Origin of the sequence: Coleofasciculus sp. E1-EBD-02 (genome assembly GCF_040218245.1) — a bacterium.
GTDB lineage: Bacteria > Cyanobacteriota > Cyanobacteriia > Cyanobacteriales > Coleofasciculaceae > Coleofasciculus.
The window spans coordinates 1-23,869 of the sequence record NZ_JAVJQN010000131.1 but is presented as its reverse complement, the minus strand read 5'-3'; the positions used below and the strand labels follow the sequence as shown (position 1 = coordinate 23,869).

The following is a 23,869-nucleotide window of genomic DNA, read 5'->3' as shown; positions in this document are numbered from 1 at the left end:
TACATAAGCAGGGTGGCTCAAAAATCGCGGAAAGCCTCACTGTGAGGCTGTTTCGTTTTTTTTGCTGGGAGAACTTAAGGTTAAAGCTTTATCAAGGGAAGCCCGCGACAAAATCCGCGATCGCACTGCGATACAATTAAACAACTCCTTCAAAATCTAAACAAAAGAGGATGGCTGAACTCAAACTTAGATCAAAAGATCCAGATTCTCTCAGACAAATTATTCAAAGTGCTTTGTCGGAAAGATTACATAGCATTAACGCAGGCATAAAAAAAACACAAGAACGTCTTCAAGCATTTGAAACCAAGTATCAATTATCGACAGAGGAATTTATCACCCGATTTAACAATGATGAATTCGCCCATAATTTTGACTTTGATGAATGGATTGGAGAATCTCGAATGTTGACACATCTACAAAAAACCAAAGAGTCTATAGAGGAAATTGATTTTGTTGATTGAAGAGTATTTTCAGCAAATTAAGCTTTTGATTGAATCTTCTTCAATCGTACAATTATTTAATCTTGAACGAGACAAAAGAGGAATATATGAAGGTTTTATTAGAGGAAAAATTGACTTCAACGATAATTCATTACTGCATTTTCGAGAATTTGTCTATGTAGAAATTTATCTGAATAGAAAAATGTATAGTTATCAATATATGGATTCAGTAAATAATTTAATTTTTCGCTATGACAATACAGAACACCACCGAAAATTAAATCTTTCTACTTTTCCCCATCATAAACATGATGGCAGCGAGGATAATGTCATTACATCAGATGCTCCACTTTTAGCTGAGGTGCTTAAGGAAGTTGAAAAAATAATACATCAACAAAACCCATGATATCAAATTTTGTATCCATAACCCTGTTATGTTTACAGACAGATTGTAGAGACGTTGCATGCAACGTCTCTACAGGGTTTTGGCTCACCCCGACAAACGACTACCTTACCGTTTTCACACTATCAATTTTCCGCATAAACAAGTCGCTGAAGATACTAATCACAGGGCGCTTGCGTACCCTGATATTAGCGCTTATCGACATCCCCGATTGTAAGGGAACTTCTTTGCCGTTGACGGATATTGTTTGTCTATCCATGCGAATTTCGGCGGGAAAACGATAGAAGGGATAAACTTCATTGGGGGGTAAGGCATCCGAACCAATCTGGACTAACTTGCCTTTGACATCCCCAAATTCGCTATAGGGGAAGGAATCAACCCTGACATCCACGGGCATTCCTTCATTGACAAAACCAATGTCTTGGTTAGTGATATAAACTTTGGCAACGAGTGTGTCATTCGGCACAATTTTCAGAACAGGTTCACTGGTGTTTGCCACAAATTCAGGACTGGCTTGCAAGTCAAAAACGATGCCGCCTTCAGGTGCCTGTAATTCCTGATTGGTTAACGTTACCTGGATTTGGCTGAGTTGACTTTCGATTTCTTGGAGACGTTTTTGGTTTTCAACAATAATTTTGGTGAGTTGGCTGTCAATTTCAGCAATCCGTTGTTCGTTTTGGGCAATTAGCGTTCGCAGTTCTTCTTCTGAGAGCGCCATGGTGTTTTGTTTGCGTTCCTGGGCTTGCTGAATCGCTTTATCTAACCGTTCCTGTTCTTGTCTCAAACGGGCTACTTCGGCGGCGCTGCTGTCGGTGTCTTGTTTCTGACGCAGATACTGGAGTTCGCCGAATGCACCTTCTCGCCACAGTTTTTCTAGGCGATCGGTAATTTGTTGGTTAAAGGCTAACACTTGTTCAGCATCGGCAAGTTGGATTTGGGTTTGAGTCAGTTGTCGGTTGAGTTGTTCGACTTCTAAATCGGCTGCCGCGACACGAGAGTTATACTCGTTTTGGCTTGCCTGTAAGCGTTGCCGTTGGGCTAGAGTTAATCCGGCTGGATTTCCGGTGAGTTGGGCTTGATAAAAGTTCTTTTCTGCCACTAAAGCCGCCCGATTTTTGGTCAGTGAGGCAATTTGGGGCGGGAGTTTCTCTGGCAGATTTTCGGGGTCAATGGGAACGGCTTTGCCCGTCATCTGAGCCTGATAAAATTGATTTTCTTGGATTAAAGCGGCGCGAATTTGCTGGAGGGATTTAAATTGAGCTTGAGCCGCCGTTTGGTCAAAGGTGAGTAGGGTATCCCCTTTTTCGACGCGATCGCCTTCTTCAATCTCCACCGATTTAACCACCCCACCTTGAGGGGCTTGGACTTCCTTGACGGCGGCTTTGGGTTCGAGTTTGCCTTGGGCGGGAATGGCTTCTTCAATTTTCGCCAAACACGCCCATCCGACGGTTAATGTCGTCACCCCAAGAATCGCTACCACAATCATGCGGGGCCACAGGGGAGATTGTTGCAGGATAACGGGTTGATCAAATTCTGGGGGTTGATTGGTTCGACGGGTGGTTCCGGCTTTGGTTGCGGTTTTCACCGACTGTGCGGGCGATCGCGTGGCAAGGGGTTGGCTGGATGATCCGTTGCGTTGATTCATGATATAATTAGTCCTTCGTCATTCGTCATTCGTCAGTTGTCATTCGTTATTTGCTTACTGGCTACTAACATAAGCATGATGAATGACCATTAAAGTTGAGCGTCTTGCTGTTGATAGAGGCAGTAGTAGCGCCCTTGCAGTGCCATCAGTTCGTCATGGGTTCCTTGTTCAACGACTGAGCCTTTATCCATCATTAAAATGATGTCGCTGTTGCGAATGGTACTTAGACGGTGGGTAATGAAAAAGACGGTGCGTCCTTTGAAGGCTTCAATTAGATTTAAACAAACTTGCCGTTCGGTGTCATAGTCAAGGGCGCTGGTGGCTTCATCCAAAATTAAGAGTCGCGGATTTTGTAGTACCGTGCGGGCAATGGCAATCCGCTGGCGTTGTCCTCCTGATAGAGATGATCCCCGCTCCCCGACTCTTGTATTGTAACCACTGGACAAGCCCATGATAAAGTCATGAGCGGCAGCGACTTTGGCGGCTTCAATGATTTCCTCGGCGCTAGCATCGGGATTGGTCAGGGCAATATTATCTTGTACCGTACCATCAAACAGCAGACTATCCTGGGGTACAATCCCTACCTGACGACGTAGAGAATAGAGTTCAACTTTGGAGATATCGTAGTTGTCGATTAGAATTCTGCCTGAATCGACATCATAGAGGCGGGGTAATAGTTTCATTAACGTACTCTTACCCGAACCACTTTGACCGACAATCCCGACAAATATACCAGCCGGAAAATGCAGGTTAATATTGGTTAATTGCCAAGGACCACTGGTGCCAAAGCGGAAAGAGAGATTTTCATACTCCACTTCCCCTTTAATCGCAGGCATAGGAATATTTAAGCGATCCTCTTCATCCGCTTCTTGAGGGCTATCCACAATATCACTTAACCGTTCCAAGGATAGCGCCGTTTCTTGGAAATTCTGCCACAGTTGGGCTAACCGGAGTAGGGGACTGGTAACATAGCCGGAAATAATTCGGAAAGCGATTAATTGCCCCAAGGTTAATTGCCCATCTAACACCAGATAAGCCCCCACCCATAACACTAACAACGCCGAGAGTTTATTCAAGAAATTACTCATTGAACCCGCCGTTGTGGACGTTAGCACCGTCTTAAACCCTGCCGATACATACCGGGCATAGCGTTCCTGCCATTGCCAGCGCGATCGCAACTCGATGTTTTGCGCTTTGACGGTTTGAATCCCAGACATAACTTCCACTAAATAGGATTGCGTCTGGGCGTTCCGTTCGGCTTTAGTTCGCAGTTGGCGACGGACAATCGGTGAAACAATGACGGTTAACAACACAAACAGGGGAATAATCGCCAAGGAGACAATGGTTAGCACCCAGCTATAAATAAACATGACCACGATGTACAACACGGAAAACACCGCATCTAACACCACCGTCAACGCCGTTCCGGTAAGAAACTGCCGAATATTTTCTAACTCATTAATTCGACTTGCCAGTTCCCCCACGGGACGCCGTTCAAAATACCGCAACGGTAAGCGGACTAAGTGGTCAATAATCTCCGACCCCAGATGCATGTCAATCCGGTTCGTCGTATCCACAAATAGATAGGTTCGGAAACTGGTTAATAGCGCCTCAAAAACGGCAATGATCACCAGGAACAACCCCAGCACATGCAGCGTATCAATACTGTTCTGCACAATCACCTTATCGATGATCACCTGAATCATCAACGGATTCGCCAATCCAAATAGCTGCACAAAAAAGGAGGCGATAAACACCAAAATTAAGACGCGGCGATAGCGTACCAGCGACGGCAGAAACCACTGCAAACCAAACCGTTGCTTCGGCGTATGTTTCGTCCGTTGTACCAGCAGCACTGGGATCGCTTCCGGTGACTGCCCGTCTTCGCTTCTCGGTAAACTATCCAGTAAATCAGCAGGTTTGCGGCGGACAATCCCCAGTTCTGGCACGCCCAGCAGCAATTCCCGTGGCTTGGCTTCATAGAGAACGGCAAAGCCTTCATACCAAGGAACCAGGGCGGGGGTTTGCAGGCGACTAATCGATTGGGGCGGTACATTTACCAATTGGGCATGTAAACCGATTAAATCCGCCACCGCCCCACACAGGGGTAACGACAGTCCCCCAGTTCGCTGCATCTGTTCATTAAGTACCCGACGAATCACATCCCGGCGAAAGGGCATTTCTAAATACTTACTCAGCATTTGGAAACAGGCGAGGGTACCATCGAGGAGTCCCTTCCCTCGGACATGGGGATATTTGCGGCGTTGGTCAGAGGTTTGATCGACGTCCTCTGTGGCTTCTGGCGGTTTATCGGGGGCATAGGGGATACTATCGTTGCCATCGGTATCATCCAGCCAGGGGTCATCGTCGGTGGTGAGGGGGGTTTGTTCACCAACTACTGTAACTGGGGCGGTAGGGGGTTCAGTTTCACCTTCCCCGACTAAATCCGATTCGCGAAACCCGACAATCCGGGCGGGGGTAGATCCTTGGATGTCCAATCCCTGAGAAATTGCCTCTGGCGTCAGCCGACTTCCCACGGGAAAATCTTTGACGACACTCCCGCCACTGACAAACCACACCCGATCTGGTGTCAGCAGTTCCGTGGCGTCTGTCATGGGATAGAGGTAACGCACCTCGGCATCTTGGTAAGCGTTTTTTGCCAGTTCTTTGAGATTCATAATCCCACTGGCTTGGCGCACCAACTCCGCGCCGATTAACTCGAAGGCTTCGATGACACTGCACTGGTTTTGGAACGCGGCGGTAGCGGTGGGTTCCTGTGCCATCAACGATAAAAACTGACCCGTGGGGATGGTTAAACAGACCGATTCCGTCGATGCGATCGCGGTTTCACAAGGGATACCCCGGATCAGACTCACCCAACCCAGAATCGCGCCCGGTTTCAACAAGTCCAGAGTGACGGGTTTTTGGGTGGTTTGTTCGTAGCTTAAAAGCCGCGCCTTTCCCTCATAGAGAATCGAGATTTGAGAGGGCATTTTGTCTCGCACCAGGATCGGTTGACCCATGCGATAGCGCAACAGTTGACTTTTTTCCGCCAACTTGGTTAGGGTCGAAGCTTCAAGTTGATTGAAGGGAACGATATCCGCCAGAAAATCCTGAATCGTTGTCTTTGTGTAGGTCATGGGCAAGCCTCAGGGAATAGCATTGTTCCAGACGTAGCATGGCACGTCTTGACAGGGTTTAGGATTGAACAGGTGTACCTAAGGATATCTGTTGTCGCAGTTGCTCTTTTAACCAGGTGGTAAACATTTCATCCAGGAGTCGCTGACGCATGGCATCATCTAGTTGTACGGGTAAAAACTTTTCTAAACGAATGACGATAAACCAGTCCCCCAAGCGGGTAGGGGGTAGAAGTTGACCGGGTTGGCTAACGGTTAACATTTGCGCCAAGGTGGGGTGGGGTGTACTCAGTTCCACAGGTCCGACTAATCCGCCTGTTTGCGCCTCTGGTCCTTGGGAATAATCACGGGCGAGTTCATTAAACGATTGTTCTCCTTCTTGGATACGAAAATAGAGTTCTTGGGCAATCGCCGCCTCCTTTGTCCGAATCAGGGAATAAATCACCCGATCTAACCGTCCTTTGCGCTTGAGGAAATAGGACTCAATCTTATGTCCCCAAGTCGCCTGTTTAAATTTTTCCAGCTTCAGTCCCCGAACCGCTAACTCTTCAACTTGTTCTAAGCTTAAGTCTTGGCGATCGCGCCACGCTTGACGCTCTTCCTCGGAAGTTAGCTGATTTTTAGTATAGAACTGCTCGCAGGCAGCATTTTTTTCTTCGTCGGTACAATCTAGGGTGGCAATGGCTTGATCAATAATGATTTCTCGCAATAACTGAGGGAGTAATTGATATTTGGCTAACAGGGGAATTACTTCTTCAGCCGTGATGGTTTGGTCGCCAACCTTTAAAATGGCAGTCATCGTGGTGAGAAGCCTCTCAAGGTAGTGTTTTCAATAGGTAATGGACTGGGCGATTTCCAAGATAACATCTTGCTTCAACTCAGCGTTATACTCTAGCACCACGATGAATTAAAAGTTTATGAAAGTTAAGATTTTTCCTTGGGGCGAGAATTTTGTTAATTTTTTTGTGCAACAGTAATAATTCGTCATTTGTCATTGCCCTACTCGTTCCCGAAAAGAAGCAAGCTACGTCCTTCGTAAGGGTTTGAAGCTTGTTAACATTTCTTAGTACAGTGTACAGAATTTAGGGCGACAGCGATACAAGTGTGAATATCGGCGTTGGTTTTAATCGCTCCGGGTGTAATATGAGTCGCACAGGCGAAATATCCGCGATCGCGCAATGCCTGAATCAGATACTCTCGTTTGGGGATATCCAAACGCCCTCGGCGTCCAATTTCCGCCAAGGTATAAAAGTAGGGCGGGAAATCGGCTTCGGCTTTCATGAGGCTGAGGAGTTGTACCCGTTTTGGCCAGTGCCACTTTTGAGCTAATTCCTGCATCTGTCTTAACCAAGATTGATTATGCAACAGTCCCAGCCACAGGGGACCACTCAGGGTCAGGGATTTTTGGTCATAAGCACAAACCACACGCCCTAACTGACGCCAGGACACAATTTGATAATTACCACAGTGATGACAATAACCCAGAAACCCGTAATTTTGTAGCGTCAACGGCTGGGTTTTGACCAAACGCACCATCAGGCGATAGGTTTGACCCGTAAACAGGGAGAAAATCGGCTCAATCCCCAAACCCTTGGCAATGGCTTGCTGCTGGAGTTTACCAATCACCACTCGCAATCCTTGTTCCTGGGCAGCGGGATGGTTGCGGGGATATGCCCCATAAATACCCAAACTACTTTCTGAAGCATGACCTGTTAGTTTACGCCCATCGGTACTGGTGAGATAGAGGAGTCCGCCTAGTTTCAGCGCCCAGAGGCTGGTATCCAGATAAGGGGTAGGGGAACCAAAGCAATCCACATCGATGAAATCGTAGTAATCTCGGCGGTTATAGCACTCAAAAAAGACCTGATTGGCGTCGAGATGGGTAAGGGTGGCTTTATGGCTTGCGATCGCGCCTGCTAAATTTTGCTGTAGAATCGGCTTAAGCTCAGGATTTCCCTCATTCACCCAGATCCAATCGGCTTGACTCTCCAAACTATAGCGTAGAGAACGCACTCCACAGCCACTCATCGCATCAATTACTCGTAAGTGACCAATTTTAGACTTATAAATGGCTGCAGCTAAAACCCCTAAATCTCGCACCACTTGCGTCCCTGGGCGATAAAACGCATTACCAATTTTAAATGTGGCGTTGCCTTCGGTATGTTCGGTTAAATTTAGGTTCATTGTTTGCGCTTTTGAGTCTTATATTTATTATTTATTATTTATTATTTTTCAAATTTTCAAATAAGTGATGTACACAGATCCCCGACTTCTCAAAGAAGTCGGGGATCTTGCTTGGATAGACCGAACACCTTTTATCTGGCGCTATACCCACCGTCGATAACTAATTCAGAGCCTGTAATAAAACTGGATTCATCAGAAGCCAGAAATAACGTAGCATAGGCAACATCGCTAGGTTTACCAATTCGACCGAGGGGATACATTTTGCCCAACTCTTCCTTGCTTTTCCCCCGTTCTTTAGCACCGTAATCTGCCATCTGCGTATCTACAATACTGGGATGAACTGAGTTAATGCGTACCTGTTGGGGTGCGAATTCCATCGCCGCATCTTTGGTCATCGTGCGTACAGCGCCTTTACTTGCACCGTACAAGGTTTGTCGGGGAACACCGAGTAAGCCAGCCGTGGAAGAAATATTCACAATTGAACCGCCATCCTGTTGAGCCATTAATGGCGCACAATACTTCATGCCCAGGTAAACGCCTAAAGCATTGACATTCATCATTTTGTGCCAATCGTCTACTGTTGTTTTCGCCAGTTCTTTGTAGAAGAGAATCCCGGCATTATTGACGAGGATATTGGGTATACCCCAAACAGTTTGCGTTTCATTTAAAACACGTTGCCAATCCTCTGGTGAGGCAACATCATGCTGGTAGAATTGAGCTTTGCCACCTGCCTGCTCAATCTGGCTGATGGTGTCTTGACTCTTTTGTTGGTCAATGTCCGTTACCACTACCTTTGCCCCTTCTGCTCCCAGTAGTCGTGCGATCGCCTGTCCAATGCCAGCAACGCCACCTGTGACGAGAGCAATTTTGTTATCGACTCGACCCATAATGCTATCTTTACCCAATGGAATATTAGAACTATTCGCCACAGTAGACAGAACAAGCTAGAATCTACATCCTTCTTGAGCTAGAGTTCTTGAGTTTTGATTTTTACTGTTCCCTGTTCCCTGTTCCCTGTTCCCTCTTGGGAGAAACTGATGTCCTAAGGTATCCCCGTAGTGCGATATATATGAGTTGGGTTTCGTCCATCAACCCAACCTACATCTTGCCTCCACACCCGTGGGAAACAGAAACTTGATCCCGATCAGGTATTGACTTAGCCACAACAGCTTGCTATCGTGTCCAGTAACAGGCATCTCGTTAACGTTTCATAGAAAGCCCACAGCTATGCTCAACTGCAACAACTACTTTTATTTTTGGTTTACGGAGGTTCACCGGAGGTGAGCAGAGTTCCTCATGGAACCTCCCCGGTGGACCGCAGAGCGAAAGCTGCGGTCTTTTTGTTTTTTAAGGAGTATCTGATGACAACCTACCTGAATCACTGGTTTACCTTGTTTTACTTTTTTTGGTTCGGAAGTAGTTCCGGGTAGGTGATGCTGCGTTAAATTTTCTCAGAACCCGGAACCCACAAGGAACCGGGTTTTTTTATTGTCCACTCATTGTTTAAAGGAATTAGTCTGATGTTGAATGCTACACTTGCCACTCAATCTGATCGCCAAACTTTGGTTCATCTGTCGGATCGTATCACTTTCGGCGGTGAGGAACTGGTAATAATTGCCGGTCCTTGTACGGTGGAGAGTCGATCGCAGATGGAAACGGTTGCGACTCAATTGCAACGCGCCCCAGTTCAAGCGTTACGCGGCGGTGCTTTCAAACCCCGCACCTCCCCTTACTCGTTCCAAGGTTTAGGGGTAGAGGGATTAGAAATATTATCCCAGGTGCGATCGCGTCATCAGATTCCCGTGGTGACGGAAGTCATGTCCATTACCCAAATCGAGTTAGTCGCTGCCCATGCTGATATGCTTCAGGTGGGCAGTCGTAATATGCAAAACTTTGATTTACTCAAAGCCTTGGGTCAAATTGATAAACCGATTCTGCTGAAGCGGGGATTAGCGGCGACTCTAGAAGAATTCGTTATGGCAGCCGAATATATTCTCAGTCATGGAAATTCTCAGGTGGTGCTGTGTGAACGAGGGATTCGCAGTTTCGATACCTATACCCGGAATGTCTTAGATTTGGGGGCAGTTGTGGCACTCAAGCAGATGACTTCATTGCCTGTGATTGTCGATCCCTCCCATGCCACGGGGAAACGGGAATTAATTTCCCCGTTGGCGAAAGCGGCTGTCGCAGTAGGTGCGGATGGATTAATCATCGAGTGTCATCCCGAACCGGAAAAATCCGTATCGGATGCCCGTCAAGCGTTATCGTTAGACGATATGGTGCAATTAGTTCACAGCTTACATCCCGTCGCCGCCGCCGTCGGGCGAAAAATTCCAGCCAGTTTAGCGGCTGTGTTAGCCTGAGGTTTAATTTTAAATTGAGTTTTCGGCTGATGCGATCGCCTTATCCCGGACTTAGAAACAGTTCCGGGATGTTGTCGTTGTCAGGTCGATTCCCTTGTCGCTGGTGGTCAAGTAAGATGATGTTATCTTGCCTAATAATGCGAGGTTTCGGGAACATTAAACGGCTTTTCGCGCCAAGAGTGTTAGTTAACCCAATTACCAGGGAGAGAGGAATAAAGAGTAGCAGAGTAGAATGCATCGTCGCGATGAGGAAGACTCACCGGGTATATTCTTGGATCACAAACACTTGACGGCTGGATTTAGTAGGTGTCTGTTTTTTCACTCGAATTAAGCGATCGCGCAACGTTCCCACCGGGTTGTTGTTTAGTTCTTCTTGCAGGTAACTATGTAACGCTTGTGCCTGTCCGCTATAATCTCGATCCGTTTTACAGATAATGATACCGTGGTGAGGAATACCGCTACGGTGTAACTCAATAAAATCATCCCGGTTGAGCGTAATCACGGCTCGTTCGTGTTGGATGGCAAAGGCAAGAACCTCGTCATCTGGGATACCTTGATTCGCTTGCCCTGCATCATAAGAGGTGAGAACATCATAACCCAATTGGCGGAGTTCCTGGACAATATCCAGGGGAAAATTCTCATTCGAGTAGAGACGCGCCATGGCGCGTCTCTACTTAACCATCCCCATCCTGATCAACCGTCGCGATCACGCGATCGCATTCTTCTGGATGCTGTTTATAATATGCCCAAGCCGCCGTCAAGTCGTCTTGCGTCAATGTCGGATAATTTCGCAGAAGTTCCTGATCATCCGCCCCTTGCTGGCGAAAAGCCACCAATGTCCATACGGGGATGCGCGTGTTGTGAATGCACGGGTGTCCACCACATACCCCTGCTGTCACCTGAATTCGCTGGTTACTAAGTTGTTCAATGAGCAAACGGCGTTCTTCTGGGGTGAGGGATTCAATAATTTGCACCAATGAATTGACCAGTTGCACGTTCATCGACATTCGCTATTGTTACCCCTAAATATTCTAGCGGAAGTCAGAAAGGGGGGAGCGATCGCACTTTCTCTCCGACCTGGCTCAAATACAGCATTCGTCAAGTTAGCACCTCTAAAGCATGTCCCCGAAAACTCTTTAATTTCTCGAATCGCGAGGATCAGGGAGTGCATCGTCAGCCAGAGAAAACTCACCGATAAACAACTACAGACAACTCCCAAAGTTAGCTTTTGCACGCTTAAATACGCGATCGCACTCGTTCCCACCAGAAACGCAAACCCATACCCCGCGAGAGTTCCCGCCACTGCGATCGCAATGGCGACGAATCGACTTCTCACTTTGAAACTCACAATCGCTGCGACTATTCCTCCCAACACCGCCGCCGCCGTAGCGATTTGGGGGTTGTTGTCAGTGGTGGTTCCGGCGTAGAAGAAACTCAGCAAAGCACCAGATGCTGTTCCCGATATCACGGTTGCGATCTGTCCGACGCTAGACTTTGTACCCGTAATCTCCCTAACTCCCGAACCCGCCCCAGCCATTCCCAAACTAATATATAAGGCTAGAATATAAGCCCAAGTTGAACCTCCCGGAATCTGACCCAAAGCCCCAAAAATTGTATGCGCGATCGCATCGGCTGCTAATAATGCCACTATCATCGCCACTCCTAGTACCAAGATGATCTGTCTGAGTGTTTGACCCACCTTGACTCGCTCAAAATTGGCTCCTTTTAAGGAAGCATAGCTAAAATCACAACCTCGAATATCTGAACCGCTAAAGTCTGCACCGTTGAGGTTTTGACCTTTAAAAGAGCGGTTTCGCAAGTCTTGGTTAGTAAAATTAAGCGGGTGCGAATGAATCATGAATCGAGAACGATGAATCACCGAAATTGGATTAACTGGAAGCAATTTTTCATCATTGCGGGTATGGGTATCTTAGCCATCCCACTAATACTTTATAGTCGGCTGATTAGCTTACGCCCACCCCGTACTGATGTGGAAAAACTCCTGTTTCAAGGTATTGTTTATAAACGCGATGTTCGATTATCACCCCGCCCACTGGTTATTCATCGTGTCACCATTGACTTAACAGCACCCGGAGTGAAGGTATTTGTTACCCCAGGAACACCAACGTCAGATAATACCGTAACCAATGCGCGAACCACCTCAGAATTTGTCCGCGAGTTTAAACTGCAACTAGCAATCAATGCTAACTTCTTCTATCTCTTTCGGGAAAAGACGCCTTGGGACTATTATCCTCACAGTGGCGATCGCACGACTGTAATCGGACAAGCCATATCCAATGGCAATCGTTACTCACCCCCTAAACCGAATTGGTCTGCGTTATGCTTTTTAGGGAGCGATCGCGCCCAAATCGTTGAACAGGGAAACTGTCCAGAAGGTACAGTGCAAGCGGTTGCAGGTAATCGTCTTTTTGTCAACCATAGTAAACCTGTCACGGCTAGCTTCTCTAAGCAAAGCAACAACAAACCCTATTCGCGAATCGCCGTTGCTGTTGATCAGCAGGGTCAAAAATTGTGGCTGATTGCTGTAGATGGCAAGCAACCCTTTTACAGCGAAGGAGTAACCTTAGCTGAATTAGCTGAAATTGTAATTAATTTAGGTGCTGATCAAGCCTTAAATCTAGATGGGGGCGGTTCAAGCACATTAGTAATGGCAACCTCATCAGGAACGACTGTATTAAATGCACCAATTCATACCAAACTTCCCATGGTTGAACGTCCAGTTGCCAATCACTTAGGCTTTTATGCTTTACCCGCGACAGAAAATCAGTAAATCGAATAATAGTGAAGAAAAACACTGACTCATCAAGGGATTGAGCGATTTAAATTTTTCTTTTTTTGTCCTAACCTTAGAGCGTAGTGCTATATAACCCAGTCCGCGCAGGCGGACTTTGTTTGTGTAGCAGCGATTTCAATCGCCTTGGCAAAAGGGGGTAATAAAGGCGGATTTGGTATCAGAGGCTCTATCAGTGTAAAAATGACCATCAAATCCATAATCTTTCCACATCCCTACGGTGAATCATCCCACTCTGGTGTTAAACGCCGATAGTTATAATCTCTTGCTCCTGGATGACAACTAATGCACCCAGCCGCCGTCAATGTCGGAGGTAAATCAACACGCGGATGAAGTGCTTTAAAATATCGTGATTCAGTCACACGAAAGGGCGTTTTCTCATCTTCCCCTAACGGACGAGAAAACGTTCGTAAATAATTCCAGACAATGAAGATAAACGGGCGCGGAATCTGCTCTAACCGTTGTCCATAATGCTGTTCGGGTTCTAATAGCAAAGTTTCCCAGGTTTGAGTTGGCATGACTTCTGGGGGTAAAGCAACATGACAACTGCCACAGTTTTCCAGGTACAGTTTTAATCCAGTTTGATAGCGCTCTGGAATTGGGTCAACGGTGCCAATCGCCACCAGTGTTTCTGAATTCGGGGATTGGGGTGTTTCTGCTGCCCTTAAAACCCCTGCCATACCGCCACCAAGAAGGATACTCCACACCAGTACAAGTACCAATAAAACAGCGTGCGATCGCAGATTTTTATGTTGCCGAATTTTTAACCCCACAGGCTTTACCCTAACTCGAACACCGGAAGTTTTTCTTGAACATTGGGAGATCCCCCCAAACCCCCCTTCAAAAGGGGGGCTTAAACCTCAGCTTTGACCCTCCAAAAATCTATCAGGGTCAATTCCTGATTCCCGCAGTCGCTGAAGCACTGATTCTAACCTAGTTTCTGCTTCCTCAGCCCTAGATTCAGCCTCCTCAGCTCGCTGTCGCTCTTGTTCCGCCTCAGTCAGAATCCAGTTGCCCTCTGCATCATACCAGCGCAACCACAAGCGCTCAATGCCTTGAAATTCACTCTGCCATAATCCCAAACCTAACCCTAACTCCCTCATCCATACTCGCGATTCAGGTAACTCTAATTCTTGGTAACGCGCCCCCTCTAGTTTAAAGACTCGGAGCTGATTAGTATAACGACTAAAAACGATATAGTAAGGAATCCGTAAAATCTGTTCATAAACCTCCCATTTTCGCGGCGGTTTTTCCTTAGACGGAGGCTCAATAGTTTGTCCATCACCCTCCAGCGAACTTGGCGCAGGTGGTAACGTATCCGCTGCCAATTCCCCTAAATCTTCTTTTTCCGTACCGGGAGACAGTAACTCCACCACCACAAACGGATTGATACCCTCTTGCCAAACCACATAAGAAAGGCGCATATCGGCTTGATCATAAAGTCGGGGTACACCCACCACACCAAACCAATCAGGTCGTTTGTACCATAGAGCATGACGCACATCATAGTAAAGGTTCATGTCACTGGCACAAAACACCTCCTCCACCGGATAATGGGGCGGACAAAACGTGAGGCTCAACAATTGTGCCTGCCAATCATGGAACTCATCAGGCAAACCAGGTTCCTCCGGATTTTCACTAGGCAGATCATACATCGTCGGCAGGGTTTCCCTCGGCGATTTGGGTGGATCACTTTGAGGAATAGGGTATTTGATCGGAAACATAAGATCTAGCTAGGAATGATCAGAAATAATAAGTCAATTTTAGAAATTCCCTTTAGGGACAAATCGTAGGGGCGGGTTTAGGGACTTAATTCAGATATCCACCAATAAATGTTCAACAAAACCCGCCCTCCTCACCGATAAATCAACTAAATCAACAAAAACGCCCCTCTTCCCCACCGATAATGGAACAGCAAAACCCACCCTTTGTCCTAACCGAGATAATTTTGTCGCTTTTATGACAATTTTCCACGAGTTCCTCTTACGGAATTGCCACCGAACGCAATAACTGTTCAACAATCGGCTTCGCCTGTCGCCCTCCTGCTGCCATGAGACGATGGGACAGAACATGAGGTGCCAGCATCTTCACATCATCGGGAATCGCGTAACTTCGCCCGTCCAAAAATGCGAAGGCTTGCGCCGCCCGTTGTAATGCCACAGTACCCCGTGGACTGACTCCCAAAACCACATCTTCCGCCTCACGAGATGCCCGTACTAAGTTAAGAATATACTGCTGTAACTCTCGTTCAACTTGCACCTGCTGACAAAGACGCTGTAATTCCAAAACATCCTCCGTTGAAATACAGGGTTTAAGTTCCGAAAGCACCATCCCTCCCTGATGCAGTTGCAGCATTTGCAGTTCTTCCTCAGGCGTCGGATAACCCAGGGATAAAGATAGGGTAAATCGATCCATTTGCGCCTCTGGCAAGGGAAACGTGCCATGATACTCAATCGGATTTTGAGTGGCAATCACAAAAAAGGGTTGGGGAACGTTACGAGATTCCCCATCCACAGTCACTTGCCGTTCTTGCATCACCTCCAGTAATGCTGACTGCGTGCGCGGGGTTGCCCGGTTAATTTCATCCGTCAGTAGAATATTGGCAAAGACTGGACCGGCGAGAAATTCAAATTCACGGCTACTGGGATTCCAAATATTTGTCCCGGTGATATCCGCAGGTAAGAGGTCAGGTGTACATTGAATTCGCTGAAATCGCCCATCAATGGAACGTGCTAAGGATTTCGCCAGCAGAGTTTTACCCACCCCAGGTACATCCTCTAGCAAAGCATGACCGCCTGAGAGCAAAGCAACCAGGACTAAACGAATGGCATCGGCTTTCCCGACAATTGTCTGAGCCAGATTTTCTTTGAGTTGCTCAATCCGTTCTCTCATTACCGTTTCCCCATTCCCTATTGCTGAGATTCAAAAAAAGTTATCGTCGCCGCACAGTCAGCCTGGATTTGCGTCCTTAGGTCATCTAGGGAGGCAAATTTTTGTTCCGATCGCAAAAACTGCTCTAGGCTCACGGTTATCGTCTGTCCGTATAAATCACCAGACCAATTTAGCAGGTGAATCTCAACTGTCAAGCAGGTTCCTTTGACGGTAGGACGTTCTCCTATATTCATTACACCCCATTGATCCGGGAATGAGGGACGACTGACTCGCACACAGTAAACCCCATTGCGTGGTAAAAACTTGTCGGGGAACCATTCCAGATTGGCGGTGGGAAAGCCTAGGGTTCTGCCTAATTGCTGCCCTTTGACCACTTGACCCATAATGCTGTAAGGACGCCCCAATAAGCGATTAGCTTTGAGGATATCTCCTTCTTCTAGGGATTGGCGAATTAAGGAACTACTGATTCGTTCACCTTGACAGGTTTGGATAGTAACAATGGTAACCTGAACCCCATAAGTGGCTGCGATCGCCTGCAAGTCTTTCGCGGTTCCAGTCCGGCGATATCCGAAGCGAAAATCCTCTCCCACACTGACATGGGTGGCTCGCAATTGTTCAATTAAAATCTTGTCCACGAATTGTTCTGGACTTAATGCTGCCAATTCTCGGTCAAAGGGCAGTAGTACCAGTTGTTCAATGCCCAAGCGCTGCAACTGATCTACTTTTTCGGGCTTGGGTGTCAATAGCTTCCACGGTTGACCGGAAAAAAATTCACGGGGATGGGGATAAAAGGTTGCCAAAGTCGGATAAATATGCTTTCCTTCCCGATTAACCCTCTCTTGAGGATTTATCGGCTCAGACTGACCGGGTAAAATGCTAGAGTGCTGCAAAATAGGATGAATGACCTGTTGATGCCCTCGGTGAATGCCGTCAAAGTTTCCTAGGGCAACAGCAGTTGGTGTTAAAGCAGTGGCAAGAGAAGAAGTAACCCACACGCTTTACATTTTTACACATTCTCGGAGTCGTGGCTAGATCTTGACCAACTCGTTGGCTTCGAGTTAAATTAGATCCCCAACTTCTTCAAGACGTCAGGGATCGGGTAGGAGGGATAAAGTCGGGGATATTATCGAATCGAAGCTTTTGCCTCTTGTTGCAGAGGTACTGGATCGGAGACAGCCGACTCCACCAAAGAAATGGACAAGCCTTCACGAGCCATAACGGTATTGCGAAAGTGTTGAATGGCTTCTTCCCCAATTCGATCCAAGAAATCATCGTTGTGTAACGGATCGTGGTGAAAGATAACCAGAGTTTTCACGTTAGCGGCTTTGGCTAACTTAATCCCTTCTTGCCAAGTCGAATGACCCCACCCCACTTTGCTAGTTGCCGGAGAATAATATTCGGTATCCGTGTAGGTGGCGTCGTAGATCAGCACATCCACATCTTGAATCAGTTTTAAGATATTTTCATCTAAACCACTAGGTCTATGTTCGGTATCGGTAATGTAGGCGGCTGCATGTCCCCGCCAATTCACCCGATACCCCACCGCTTCACCGGGATGATTGAGCAGGGTATTTTCGACGGTAATCTCGCCCAGCTCAACGCTTTCACCAACCTCTAGGTCATAGAACTGCAAATCAGCTTGCATGACTTGCAACGGGACAGGAAAATTGGGATGGAGCATTTGGTCGGTGAGGCGTTGCTTAATCGTGGAACCATTGGGCGCGATCGCTCCATAGATACGGAAACGATTGCTTTTGATAAACGCGGGCACAAAAAACGGAAACCCTTGAATATGATCCCAGTGGGAGTGGGTGAAAAACAGATGAGCATCCACTGGCATTTGTGATAGCATGGACTGTCCCAACACCCGCAAGCCTGTACCCCCATCAAAAATTAATCGTTCTCTACCCACTCGCATTTCCACACAAGGAGTATTTCCGCCATAGCGAACCGTTTCTGGACCCGGACAGGCAATACTTCCTCTAACGCCCCAAAAGTGAATTGTGAATCCGTTGTGCTGACTAGACATAATTTTTCCTTGCAGGCTTTTTCAGACAGTCCATTTGTTAGTGTTTTCAGGTTGATGAGGAGTCTTTTTCATCCAATTTCCACAGTCTTAACATCTCCACCGACCCGGAGTAATCATCAACATATCATTGCTAGCGGTAGGCAACCCAATAAAACTCCCGGAGAGATTTAAATAGAATAGTCATGGTAATTTAGGAGTTTTTTTGTTTAAGCTGATTTGAACCAGTTGTTTTGATTGTGGATGGATGAGCTTAGGGACGTCAAGTAACATGTAACGTCTGCGGAATTTATCACCAGGGAATAACTTCCGCGATCGCGATAAATCCGTTCCTGACGCTTTTGAGTTGCTCACACCGCTCATCATCGAAACTCTTTTGGGTCTGAAACCCTGTCTTTATAAGACAGCTTTACAATTAAATGCTGGTTTTTAAATGGATATAATCCCAGGAACCAGCAAAACCTGTAATAAGTCCCTTCGCTCACCTAGTCCAAGATGTCTTGGCATTACCCAACGCCTAACCAATTAGGCTTAGAGATAGTCCGAACTAGGGAAGTATTCGGAAGTCTGTGCCAGGACTAGGCTCAAAAAGCTATTCACCTCTTACGTTGTCCAAACTGGCTTGGTCAATCCTTGTCCCTTTTAGGGCAAGGTTGGTGAATCGAGGCTATTCAGCAGTAGTGGTCTGAGGGAGGTAGTTGCACGAGAGCGATCCAGTTTCTTTTTGGGTTAAGGGGTCTAGCTACTATATCTGATGCTAGTTCCTCACGGATTAGCATCAGGTCTGAGATGCTTTACCTCTAGTTTATACCTACTGTTTTCCACAGCCTAACAAGTTTAGCTAAACTTGTTAGGCATTTGAGGCAACACCAATATGTGATTTTGATCACGTTTTAGCTCAAGTTGAGCTTGAATGACTTAATGACTTTGTGCAGACGTTCCGGCGAAGAAAGCTAAAATTTAAGAAATGTTGCTGACGTTGAGAAAAGAGAATGGAACCCAAGGTCGAAATTTATACCTGGAGCCGCTGCCCCTATTGTATGCGGGCTAAAGGGTTGCTCAATGAAAAGGGCATTAACTTTACCGAATATTGTATCGATGGTGATGAACAGGCGCGAGAGCAAATGGCACAACGGGCAAATGGACGCCGTTCTCTGCCACAAATTTTTATCAATGACCACCATATTGGGGGTTGCGACGACCTGTATGGGTTAGAACTACAAGGTGAACTAGATACCTTACTGCAAGACGGAGCAGGGGCGAGTCATTGATAGGGGAGTTCTGGGAGCAGGGGGAGCAGAGGAAGCAGGGGAAGCTGGGGGAGCAGGGGGAGCTGGGGAAGCTGGGGAAGCAGGGGAAGCTGGGGAAGCTGGGGAAGCTGGGGGCGGGTTTTGAACCAACGTTATCGTCAATAGTGAAACGAAAGTCCCTAAACCCGCCCCGACAAACCCCAAAATGGTACTATTAGCCGCAACTTGATTATTAATAACCGAGGTAGGATTCCAGCGTGAAATTTGCGTTTATCATTGACCCGCTCTCAAAGCTTAATCCCAGTCATGATACGAGTGTGGCACTCATGGAAGCTGCCCAAGCCTTAGGTCATGACGTTTGGATTACTCAAGCTCAAAAGCTAACAGTTGTCAATAATCAAGCGTGGGCAAATCTAGAGAAAGTGCAGCTAACCCCAGCCGAACTCGTTGAGGGGCGTTGGGTTGTCAGTGAACGCTGGTACGCGATCGCGGATACGGTGTCCCTTCCATTAGAGGATATGGATGCCGTTTTTATGCGGACTGACCCCCCCGTGACAATTCCCTACCTCTATGCGACGTACATTCTTGATTACATCAACCCCAAAAAGACTCAGGTTATCAATACGCCAACGGGTTTGCGACGGGCGAACGAGAAAATGTATGCCCTACAGTTTAAGGAAGTGATTCCTGAAACTATTGTTAGCCAGGATAAGTTGACCATCCAGAAATTCGTCGAGAAACAAGGAGCAGCCGTGCTTAAACCCTTGGGCGGTAAAGCTGGGGAAGGGATTTTGTTTCTAGAAGCAGGCGATCGCAACTTTAATTCCCTAGTCGAAATTAGCACTAAATGGGGATATGAACCCGTCATGGTGCAAACTTATCTTCCGGCGGCTAAAGAGGGAGACAAGCGGATCATCCTCCTCAATGGTGACCCGATTGGGGCAGTCAATCGCATTCCTACAGGCAGCGAATTTCGCGGCAACATGGCAGTTGGGGGTCGAGTGGCGGCGACAGAAATTACAGCGCAAGAGCAAAAAATTTGTGCTTTACTCAAACCACAGTTGCAACAAGATGGTTTGTATTTTGTGGGAATCGATGTGATTGGTGGCTATCTCACCGAGGTGAATGTTACCAGTCCCACGGGTATCCGTGAGATTGATCAGCTTAATGGTACGTGCTTAGGCAAAGACGTGATTGCCTGGGTTGAACAACAAAATTAGCTCATGAATTATGAATTAAAATTCCTTCTCGCCTGTTCCCTGTTCCCTGTTCCCTAAACAACAAATGACAAATCAAATTGGAGTTGCTGTAATCGGTACCGGATTTGGACAGAAAATTCATATCCCAGGTTTTCAGATTCACCCTCGCACACAGGTGGTAGCGGTTTATAATCCGCATTTGGATAAAGCCAAGGCGGTAGCTGAATCTCATAATATTCCCCAAGCGAGCGATCGCCTGGAGGATATACTAGCGATGCCAGATGTCCAAGCGGTGAGCATTTCTACCCCACCCTTTCTCCACTACGACATGGCGCAGCAGGTGTTGCAAGCCGGAAAACATCTGTTATTGGAAAAACCAATGACCCTCTCAGCTACCGAAACGCGAGATCTCTATCACCTCGCCCATAAGCAAGGGGTTGTAGCTATGCCGGATTTTGAATTTCGCTTTGTTCCCCCATGGCAACTCTTGGCAGAACAGTTAGAATCCGGCTATGTTGGTCAGAAGCGTCTGATTAAAATTGACTGGTTAGTCTCCAGTCGTGCCAACGCGCAACGGGCTTGGAACTGGTACGCCCAAAAAGAGAAGGGCGGCGGTGCATTAGGCGCTGTGGGGTCTCACGCTTTTGATTACATTAATTGGTTGTTTGGTTCGGTGCGTCGGTTGTGCGCCCAAATGAGTACGGCAATTCCAGAACGTCCTGATCCCAGTGCAGGGGGAAAACTGAAACCCGTGGACGCCGATGATACCTGTCTGCTGATGCTGGAATTAGCCGATGGTACACCTTGCCAACTTTGCATCAGTTCCGTTACTTATAATGGGCGGGGGCATTTTGTCGAAGTCTATGGCGATCGCGGAACGTTGGTTTTGGGCAGTTCCAACCAAAACGATTATGTCCATGGATTTCAGCTTTGGGCAGCCTCGGCTGGAGAATCGCTGTCAGAAGTAGACATTCCTAAACGACTAGCATTTCCCCAAGTTTACCCGGATGGACGTTTAGCACCCTTTATTCGGGTTGTGGATCAGTGGGTACAAAGTATTGATGCGAATAAACATCAAAGTCCTTCGCTGGCGGAAGGCGTCTATTCCCAATTATTAATGGATTTAACCCATCAATCGCATCAAGAGAACAGTTGGGTAGATGTACCTAGTTTATCCAGTTTTTTAGCGTAGGGGTTGCTGAATCAGTATTGTGGTGAGGGAAGAGAACAGGAAACAGTGTTCTCATAACTTTTTAACCCCTAAATGAGGAGGATCAACTGACTGCTTCCTGAATTTTGCCATCTTCCTCACCTTTATTCAGTCAACTTTTGTTAAAAGTAAGAGTTATAATGGGGAGTATTCGGTAGCGCTTGTTACTTTTTTAGAGTTTATAGCCACAAAATAAAATGATTAAGGCTTTTAAGTGGGCATCAAATTTAGCCAATTAATTTAATAGCTTGAGAGAATAATTGAGGCATTTTAATTTAATTGCTCAGAAGAATAATTGACTGTAAAAAATTATTTGAAGTCTGAGTAAAAATAACGGTAAAATTCTGTGAATCTTCCATAAAGAGAAGGGATTACAAGCCCTTATAACCACATCCCCACCAGGGGGGTATTCATGAAATTTTTATAGAATAAGTGATTTACGGCTATCCCCCCTAGAGGAAGTCTATGGCAGCAGACTTGAGGACATCGGAACCTAAGCCTCACTTAATGAGTCTAGAAATGTTAAGGTAAGGATGAAATGTCTTGATTTCCGTGCCTGTTGAGGTTGAAGAAAAATTCACCTATGTCACAGCCTACTATGAATACGTGTTCCCAAATTCAATGCCCTTTTTGCGATGTCAACTCTTCTGATAGCGGATGTATGCGATATAGTCATCCTACTCAATGTCACTTAACCTCGATGTTTGAGTTTGACTCGGATGATAAGTGGTTATTTAAGTCCGCCGACAGTGAATTCCAGGAGATTCAAACTCTCAATAACCGTTTTATCAACAAAGATAAAGCGAGTCGAAAACAACTCCAGCAACTCAAGAAGAAATCACCGAGAAGCCTGGAGTTACCAATTCCTCAAGCAATACCTCATCCCAGAACAGAAACACAGTTACAACTGGGAGGGTAAACAATTGTTCATTGTTGATGGTTCATGGGTGGCTGTTTGGAGATGTTTTAGTCTCTCTACAGTTTGACCTGAGTCTGGCTGGCAGCGAAAATAATACGGTTTTTATCCTCACCTCATGTAGGGGAAAGTGGTGTCTTCTTCTAGAGTAATTCCAAATCATTTATGGAATCCAATGCTAGTTTCTCAATAAAAAAACACCTGTCCCTCTTTCTGACTGTTCTCTGTTTCCTATTCCCTATTCCCTATTCCCTTTGTCTACTATCGTGAGTTCCACATCGCAAATGAAAACGCTATATATACTTTAAGCAGGAACACCGTTTTTTTGTGTTCCTGCTTTCCTTACTAACATAGTTAGCAGGCTTATTGATGGATTAGGCGATTGAGTTAACGCCTGAACAATATTGACAGAATTAGTACAGTTCTTCTTCTTGGTGAGTGACGATGGTGCAGTCAGATTTAGGATAAGCTACACAGGTCAAAATATATCCAGCTTCAATCTGATCATCATCTAAGAAAGACTGGTCAGACTGATCAATTTCACCATTGACGAGTTTACCAGCGCAGGTCGAACAAGCACCAGCACGGCAAGAATAGGGTAAATCAATACCCTGCTCTTCCGCCACATCGAGAATGTACTCGTCATCAGGTACTTCAATAGTAGTATCCAAGCCTTCAGCTTCGTTCTTTAAGGTGACTTTGTAACTTGCCATTTGTGTTCCTCTCTATTACTCTGAAGCAGCAGAATAAATTGTGCTGTAGTATGCTCCAACTAGCCTAAGCTGGTGGGAGCAACTTTTTCTGCCTCACTTCTGATACTACGAAAAAAAGTTAAAAAGTTTAAACAGGATTAGGAATGAAAGTGTTAATTGAATATTAAATTAGTTATTCTTATAGGTACATCAAGCCGTCAGTGTCCAGATATGTGAGGCATTATTATCCCAGTCAATGGCGGTGTTGGCAAGGGTTTGCCTGGTTTTTTATTCACGCTATTGACGGATTCCAGCCTGGATTAATCAGTATTAGTTATATTTATAATTAAGTTCGATGATTTGTACTTAGACATGAACCACCCCGCCGACTGTGAGGGCGGGGAAGCCTAAGTAAGTTGAATCAGTTGAAGGGGTGACAAGCTCGCGTCAAAGGTAGGCAGGGTGTGGGGTATGGGGTGTGGGGTGTGGGGAAAATCGTAGAGAAACACAAAAGAAAAGCCCCTAAGATGAGATAGGGTAAGGAGCGAGCGCTCTCCAAGCGAGCCAACGAATAAACAATTTTGGTGACTTCCTGAGTAAAGTTCAACACCTCGACTCCGCGGCAATTGAGCCTGTCGAAATTCGGTGTTGACGCCCTCGCGGAGTCGAAGCGTCAATTTTTCCCTACACCCTACACCCT

Annotated in this window: 22 protein-coding genes; 8 read left to right on the top strand and 14 right to left on the bottom strand. The window is 46.4% G+C overall.

What is annotated here, in order from left to right:
• Positions 1-170 precede the first annotated feature (170 nt).
• On the top strand, positions 171-461 hold the full coding sequence (locus RIC07_RS21310; RefSeq protein WP_446396269.1) for a hypothetical protein: 291 nt from the start codon (positions 171-173) through the stop codon (positions 459-461).
• Positions 451-846 carry a toxin-antitoxin system TumE family protein gene (locus tag RIC07_RS21305; protein ID WP_446396268.1) on the top strand — a complete coding sequence of 132 codons (396 nt, stop codon included), beginning with the start codon at positions 451-453 and terminating at the stop codon, positions 844-846. Before RIC07_RS21310 ends, RIC07_RS21305 begins: the two co-directional genes overlap by 11 nt.
• Before the next feature lie 100 nt (positions 847-946).
• Here RIC07_RS21305 and RIC07_RS21300 read toward each other — a convergent pair whose 3' ends face one another.
• From RIC07_RS21300 to RIC07_RS21280, 5 genes are all read right to left on the bottom strand, one after another.
• Entirely contained in the window at positions 947-2,488 is a 1,542-nt protein-coding gene (locus RIC07_RS21300) for an HlyD family efflux transporter periplasmic adaptor subunit (protein ID WP_446396267.1), read from the bottom strand.
• An 89-nt stretch (positions 2,489-2,577) separates the two neighbouring features.
• Complete coding sequence (locus tag RIC07_RS21295; protein WP_446396266.1) at positions 2,578-5,628, bottom strand: peptidase domain-containing ABC transporter; 3,051 nt, start codon at positions 5,626-5,628, stop codon at positions 2,578-2,580.
• A gap of 58 nt (positions 5,629-5,686) precedes the next feature.
• Positions 5,687-6,424, bottom strand: coding sequence for a peptidylprolyl isomerase (locus RIC07_RS21290; protein ID WP_446396265.1), 738 nt, complete (start codon positions 6,422-6,424; stop codon positions 5,687-5,689).
• A gap of 254 nt (positions 6,425-6,678) precedes the next feature.
• Positions 6,679-7,809: a tRNA (guanine-N1)-methyltransferase gene (locus tag RIC07_RS21285; RefSeq protein WP_446396264.1), complete on the bottom strand. Its 1,131-nt coding sequence runs from the start codon at positions 7,807-7,809 to the stop codon at positions 6,679-6,681.
• A 131-nt stretch (positions 7,810-7,940) separates the two neighbouring features.
• Positions 7,941-8,738 (bottom strand): SDR family NAD(P)-dependent oxidoreductase, encoded by a 798-nt coding sequence (locus RIC07_RS21280; protein ID WP_446396263.1) that lies wholly within the window; start codon positions 8,736-8,738, stop codon positions 7,941-7,943.
• A gap of 591 nt (positions 8,739-9,329) precedes the next feature.
• On the opposite strand from RIC07_RS21280, the gene aroF reads away from it, so the two are divergent.
• Complete coding sequence (gene aroF / locus RIC07_RS21275; RefSeq protein WP_446396262.1) at positions 9,330-10,172, top strand: 3-deoxy-7-phosphoheptulonate synthase; 843 nt, start codon at positions 9,330-9,332, stop codon at positions 10,170-10,172.
• A gap of 256 nt (positions 10,173-10,428) precedes the next feature.
• Here aroF and RIC07_RS21270 read toward each other — a convergent pair whose 3' ends face one another.
• The 3 genes from RIC07_RS21270 to RIC07_RS21260 are packed head-to-tail and all read right to left on the bottom strand — an operon-like array spanning position 10,429 to position 12,030.
• Positions 10,429-10,833, bottom strand: coding sequence for a DUF5615 family PIN-like protein (locus tag RIC07_RS21270; protein WP_446396261.1), 405 nt, complete (start codon positions 10,831-10,833; stop codon positions 10,429-10,431).
• 13 nt (positions 10,834-10,846) lie between these two features.
• Entirely contained in the window at positions 10,847-11,173 is a 327-nt protein-coding gene (locus tag RIC07_RS21265; RefSeq protein WP_446396323.1) for a DUF433 domain-containing protein, read from the bottom strand.
• Entirely contained in the window at positions 11,170-12,030 is an 861-nt protein-coding gene (locus RIC07_RS21260) for a pentapeptide repeat-containing protein (protein ID WP_446396260.1), read from the bottom strand. The genes RIC07_RS21265 and RIC07_RS21260 overlap by 4 nt, the downstream gene beginning before the upstream one ends.
• Positions 12,031-12,042: 12 nt before the next feature.
• Here RIC07_RS21260 and RIC07_RS21255 point away from each other — a divergent pair, with 12 nt between their 5' ends.
• Positions 12,043-12,963, top strand: a complete 921-nt coding sequence (locus RIC07_RS21255; protein WP_446396259.1) for a phosphodiester glycosidase family protein — start codon at positions 12,043-12,045, stop codon at positions 12,961-12,963.
• A gap of 236 nt (positions 12,964-13,199) precedes the next feature.
• Here the strand turns inward: RIC07_RS21255 and RIC07_RS21250 are convergent, their stop codons facing one another.
• From RIC07_RS21250 to RIC07_RS21230, 5 genes are all read right to left on the bottom strand, one after another.
• Complete coding sequence (locus RIC07_RS21250; protein ID WP_446396258.1) at positions 13,200-13,757, bottom strand: cytochrome C; 558 nt, start codon at positions 13,755-13,757, stop codon at positions 13,200-13,202.
• Between the two features lie 87 nt (positions 13,758-13,844).
• Positions 13,845-14,708, bottom strand: a complete 864-nt coding sequence (locus tag RIC07_RS21245; RefSeq protein ID WP_446396257.1) for a Uma2 family endonuclease — start codon at positions 14,706-14,708, stop codon at positions 13,845-13,847.
• 259 nt (positions 14,709-14,967) lie between these two features.
• Positions 14,968-15,876, bottom strand: coding sequence for an AAA family ATPase (locus RIC07_RS21240; protein WP_446396256.1), 909 nt, complete (start codon positions 15,874-15,876; stop codon positions 14,968-14,970).
• 17 nt (positions 15,877-15,893) lie between these two features.
• The gene (locus tag RIC07_RS21235; RefSeq protein WP_446396255.1) at positions 15,894-16,871 is read right to left on the bottom strand and encodes a bifunctional riboflavin kinase/FAD synthetase; all 978 of its coding nucleotides are present in this window, start codon (positions 16,869-16,871) and stop codon (positions 15,894-15,896) included.
• 128 nt (positions 16,872-16,999) lie between these two features.
• Complete coding sequence (locus RIC07_RS21230; RefSeq protein WP_446396254.1) at positions 17,000-17,905, bottom strand: MBL fold metallo-hydrolase; 906 nt, start codon at positions 17,903-17,905, stop codon at positions 17,000-17,002.
• 989 nt (positions 17,906-18,894) lie between these two features.
• Between RIC07_RS21230 and grxC the strand changes: the two genes are divergently transcribed.
• The 4 genes from grxC to RIC07_RS21210 all read left to right on the top strand — a co-directional run bounded on the left by grxC (position 18,895) and on the right by RIC07_RS21210 (position 22,480).
• Positions 18,895-19,173 (top strand): glutaredoxin 3, encoded by a 279-nt coding sequence (gene grxC, locus RIC07_RS21225; protein WP_006106260.1) that lies wholly within the window; start codon positions 18,895-18,897, stop codon positions 19,171-19,173.
• Positions 19,174-19,409: 236 nt separating this feature from the next.
• A complete protein-coding gene (gene gshB / locus RIC07_RS21220) occupies positions 19,410-20,372 on the top strand; it encodes a glutathione synthase (RefSeq protein ID WP_446396253.1) in 963 nt (320 codons plus the stop codon).
• Between the two features lie 64 nt (positions 20,373-20,436).
• Complete coding sequence (locus RIC07_RS21215; RefSeq protein WP_446396252.1) at positions 20,437-21,543, top strand: Gfo/Idh/MocA family protein; 1,107 nt, start codon at positions 20,437-20,439, stop codon at positions 21,541-21,543.
• Between the two features lie 679 nt (positions 21,544-22,222).
• Positions 22,223-22,480, top strand: a complete 258-nt coding sequence (locus RIC07_RS21210) for a hypothetical protein (protein WP_446396251.1) — start codon at positions 22,223-22,225, stop codon at positions 22,478-22,480.
• A 410-nt stretch (positions 22,481-22,890) separates the two neighbouring features.
• On the opposite strand, the gene RIC07_RS21205 is transcribed toward RIC07_RS21210, so the two are convergent.
• Entirely contained in the window at positions 22,891-23,190 is a 300-nt protein-coding gene (locus RIC07_RS21205) for a ferredoxin (protein ID WP_006106268.1), read from the bottom strand.
• Positions 23,191-23,869: the final 679 nt, after the last annotated feature.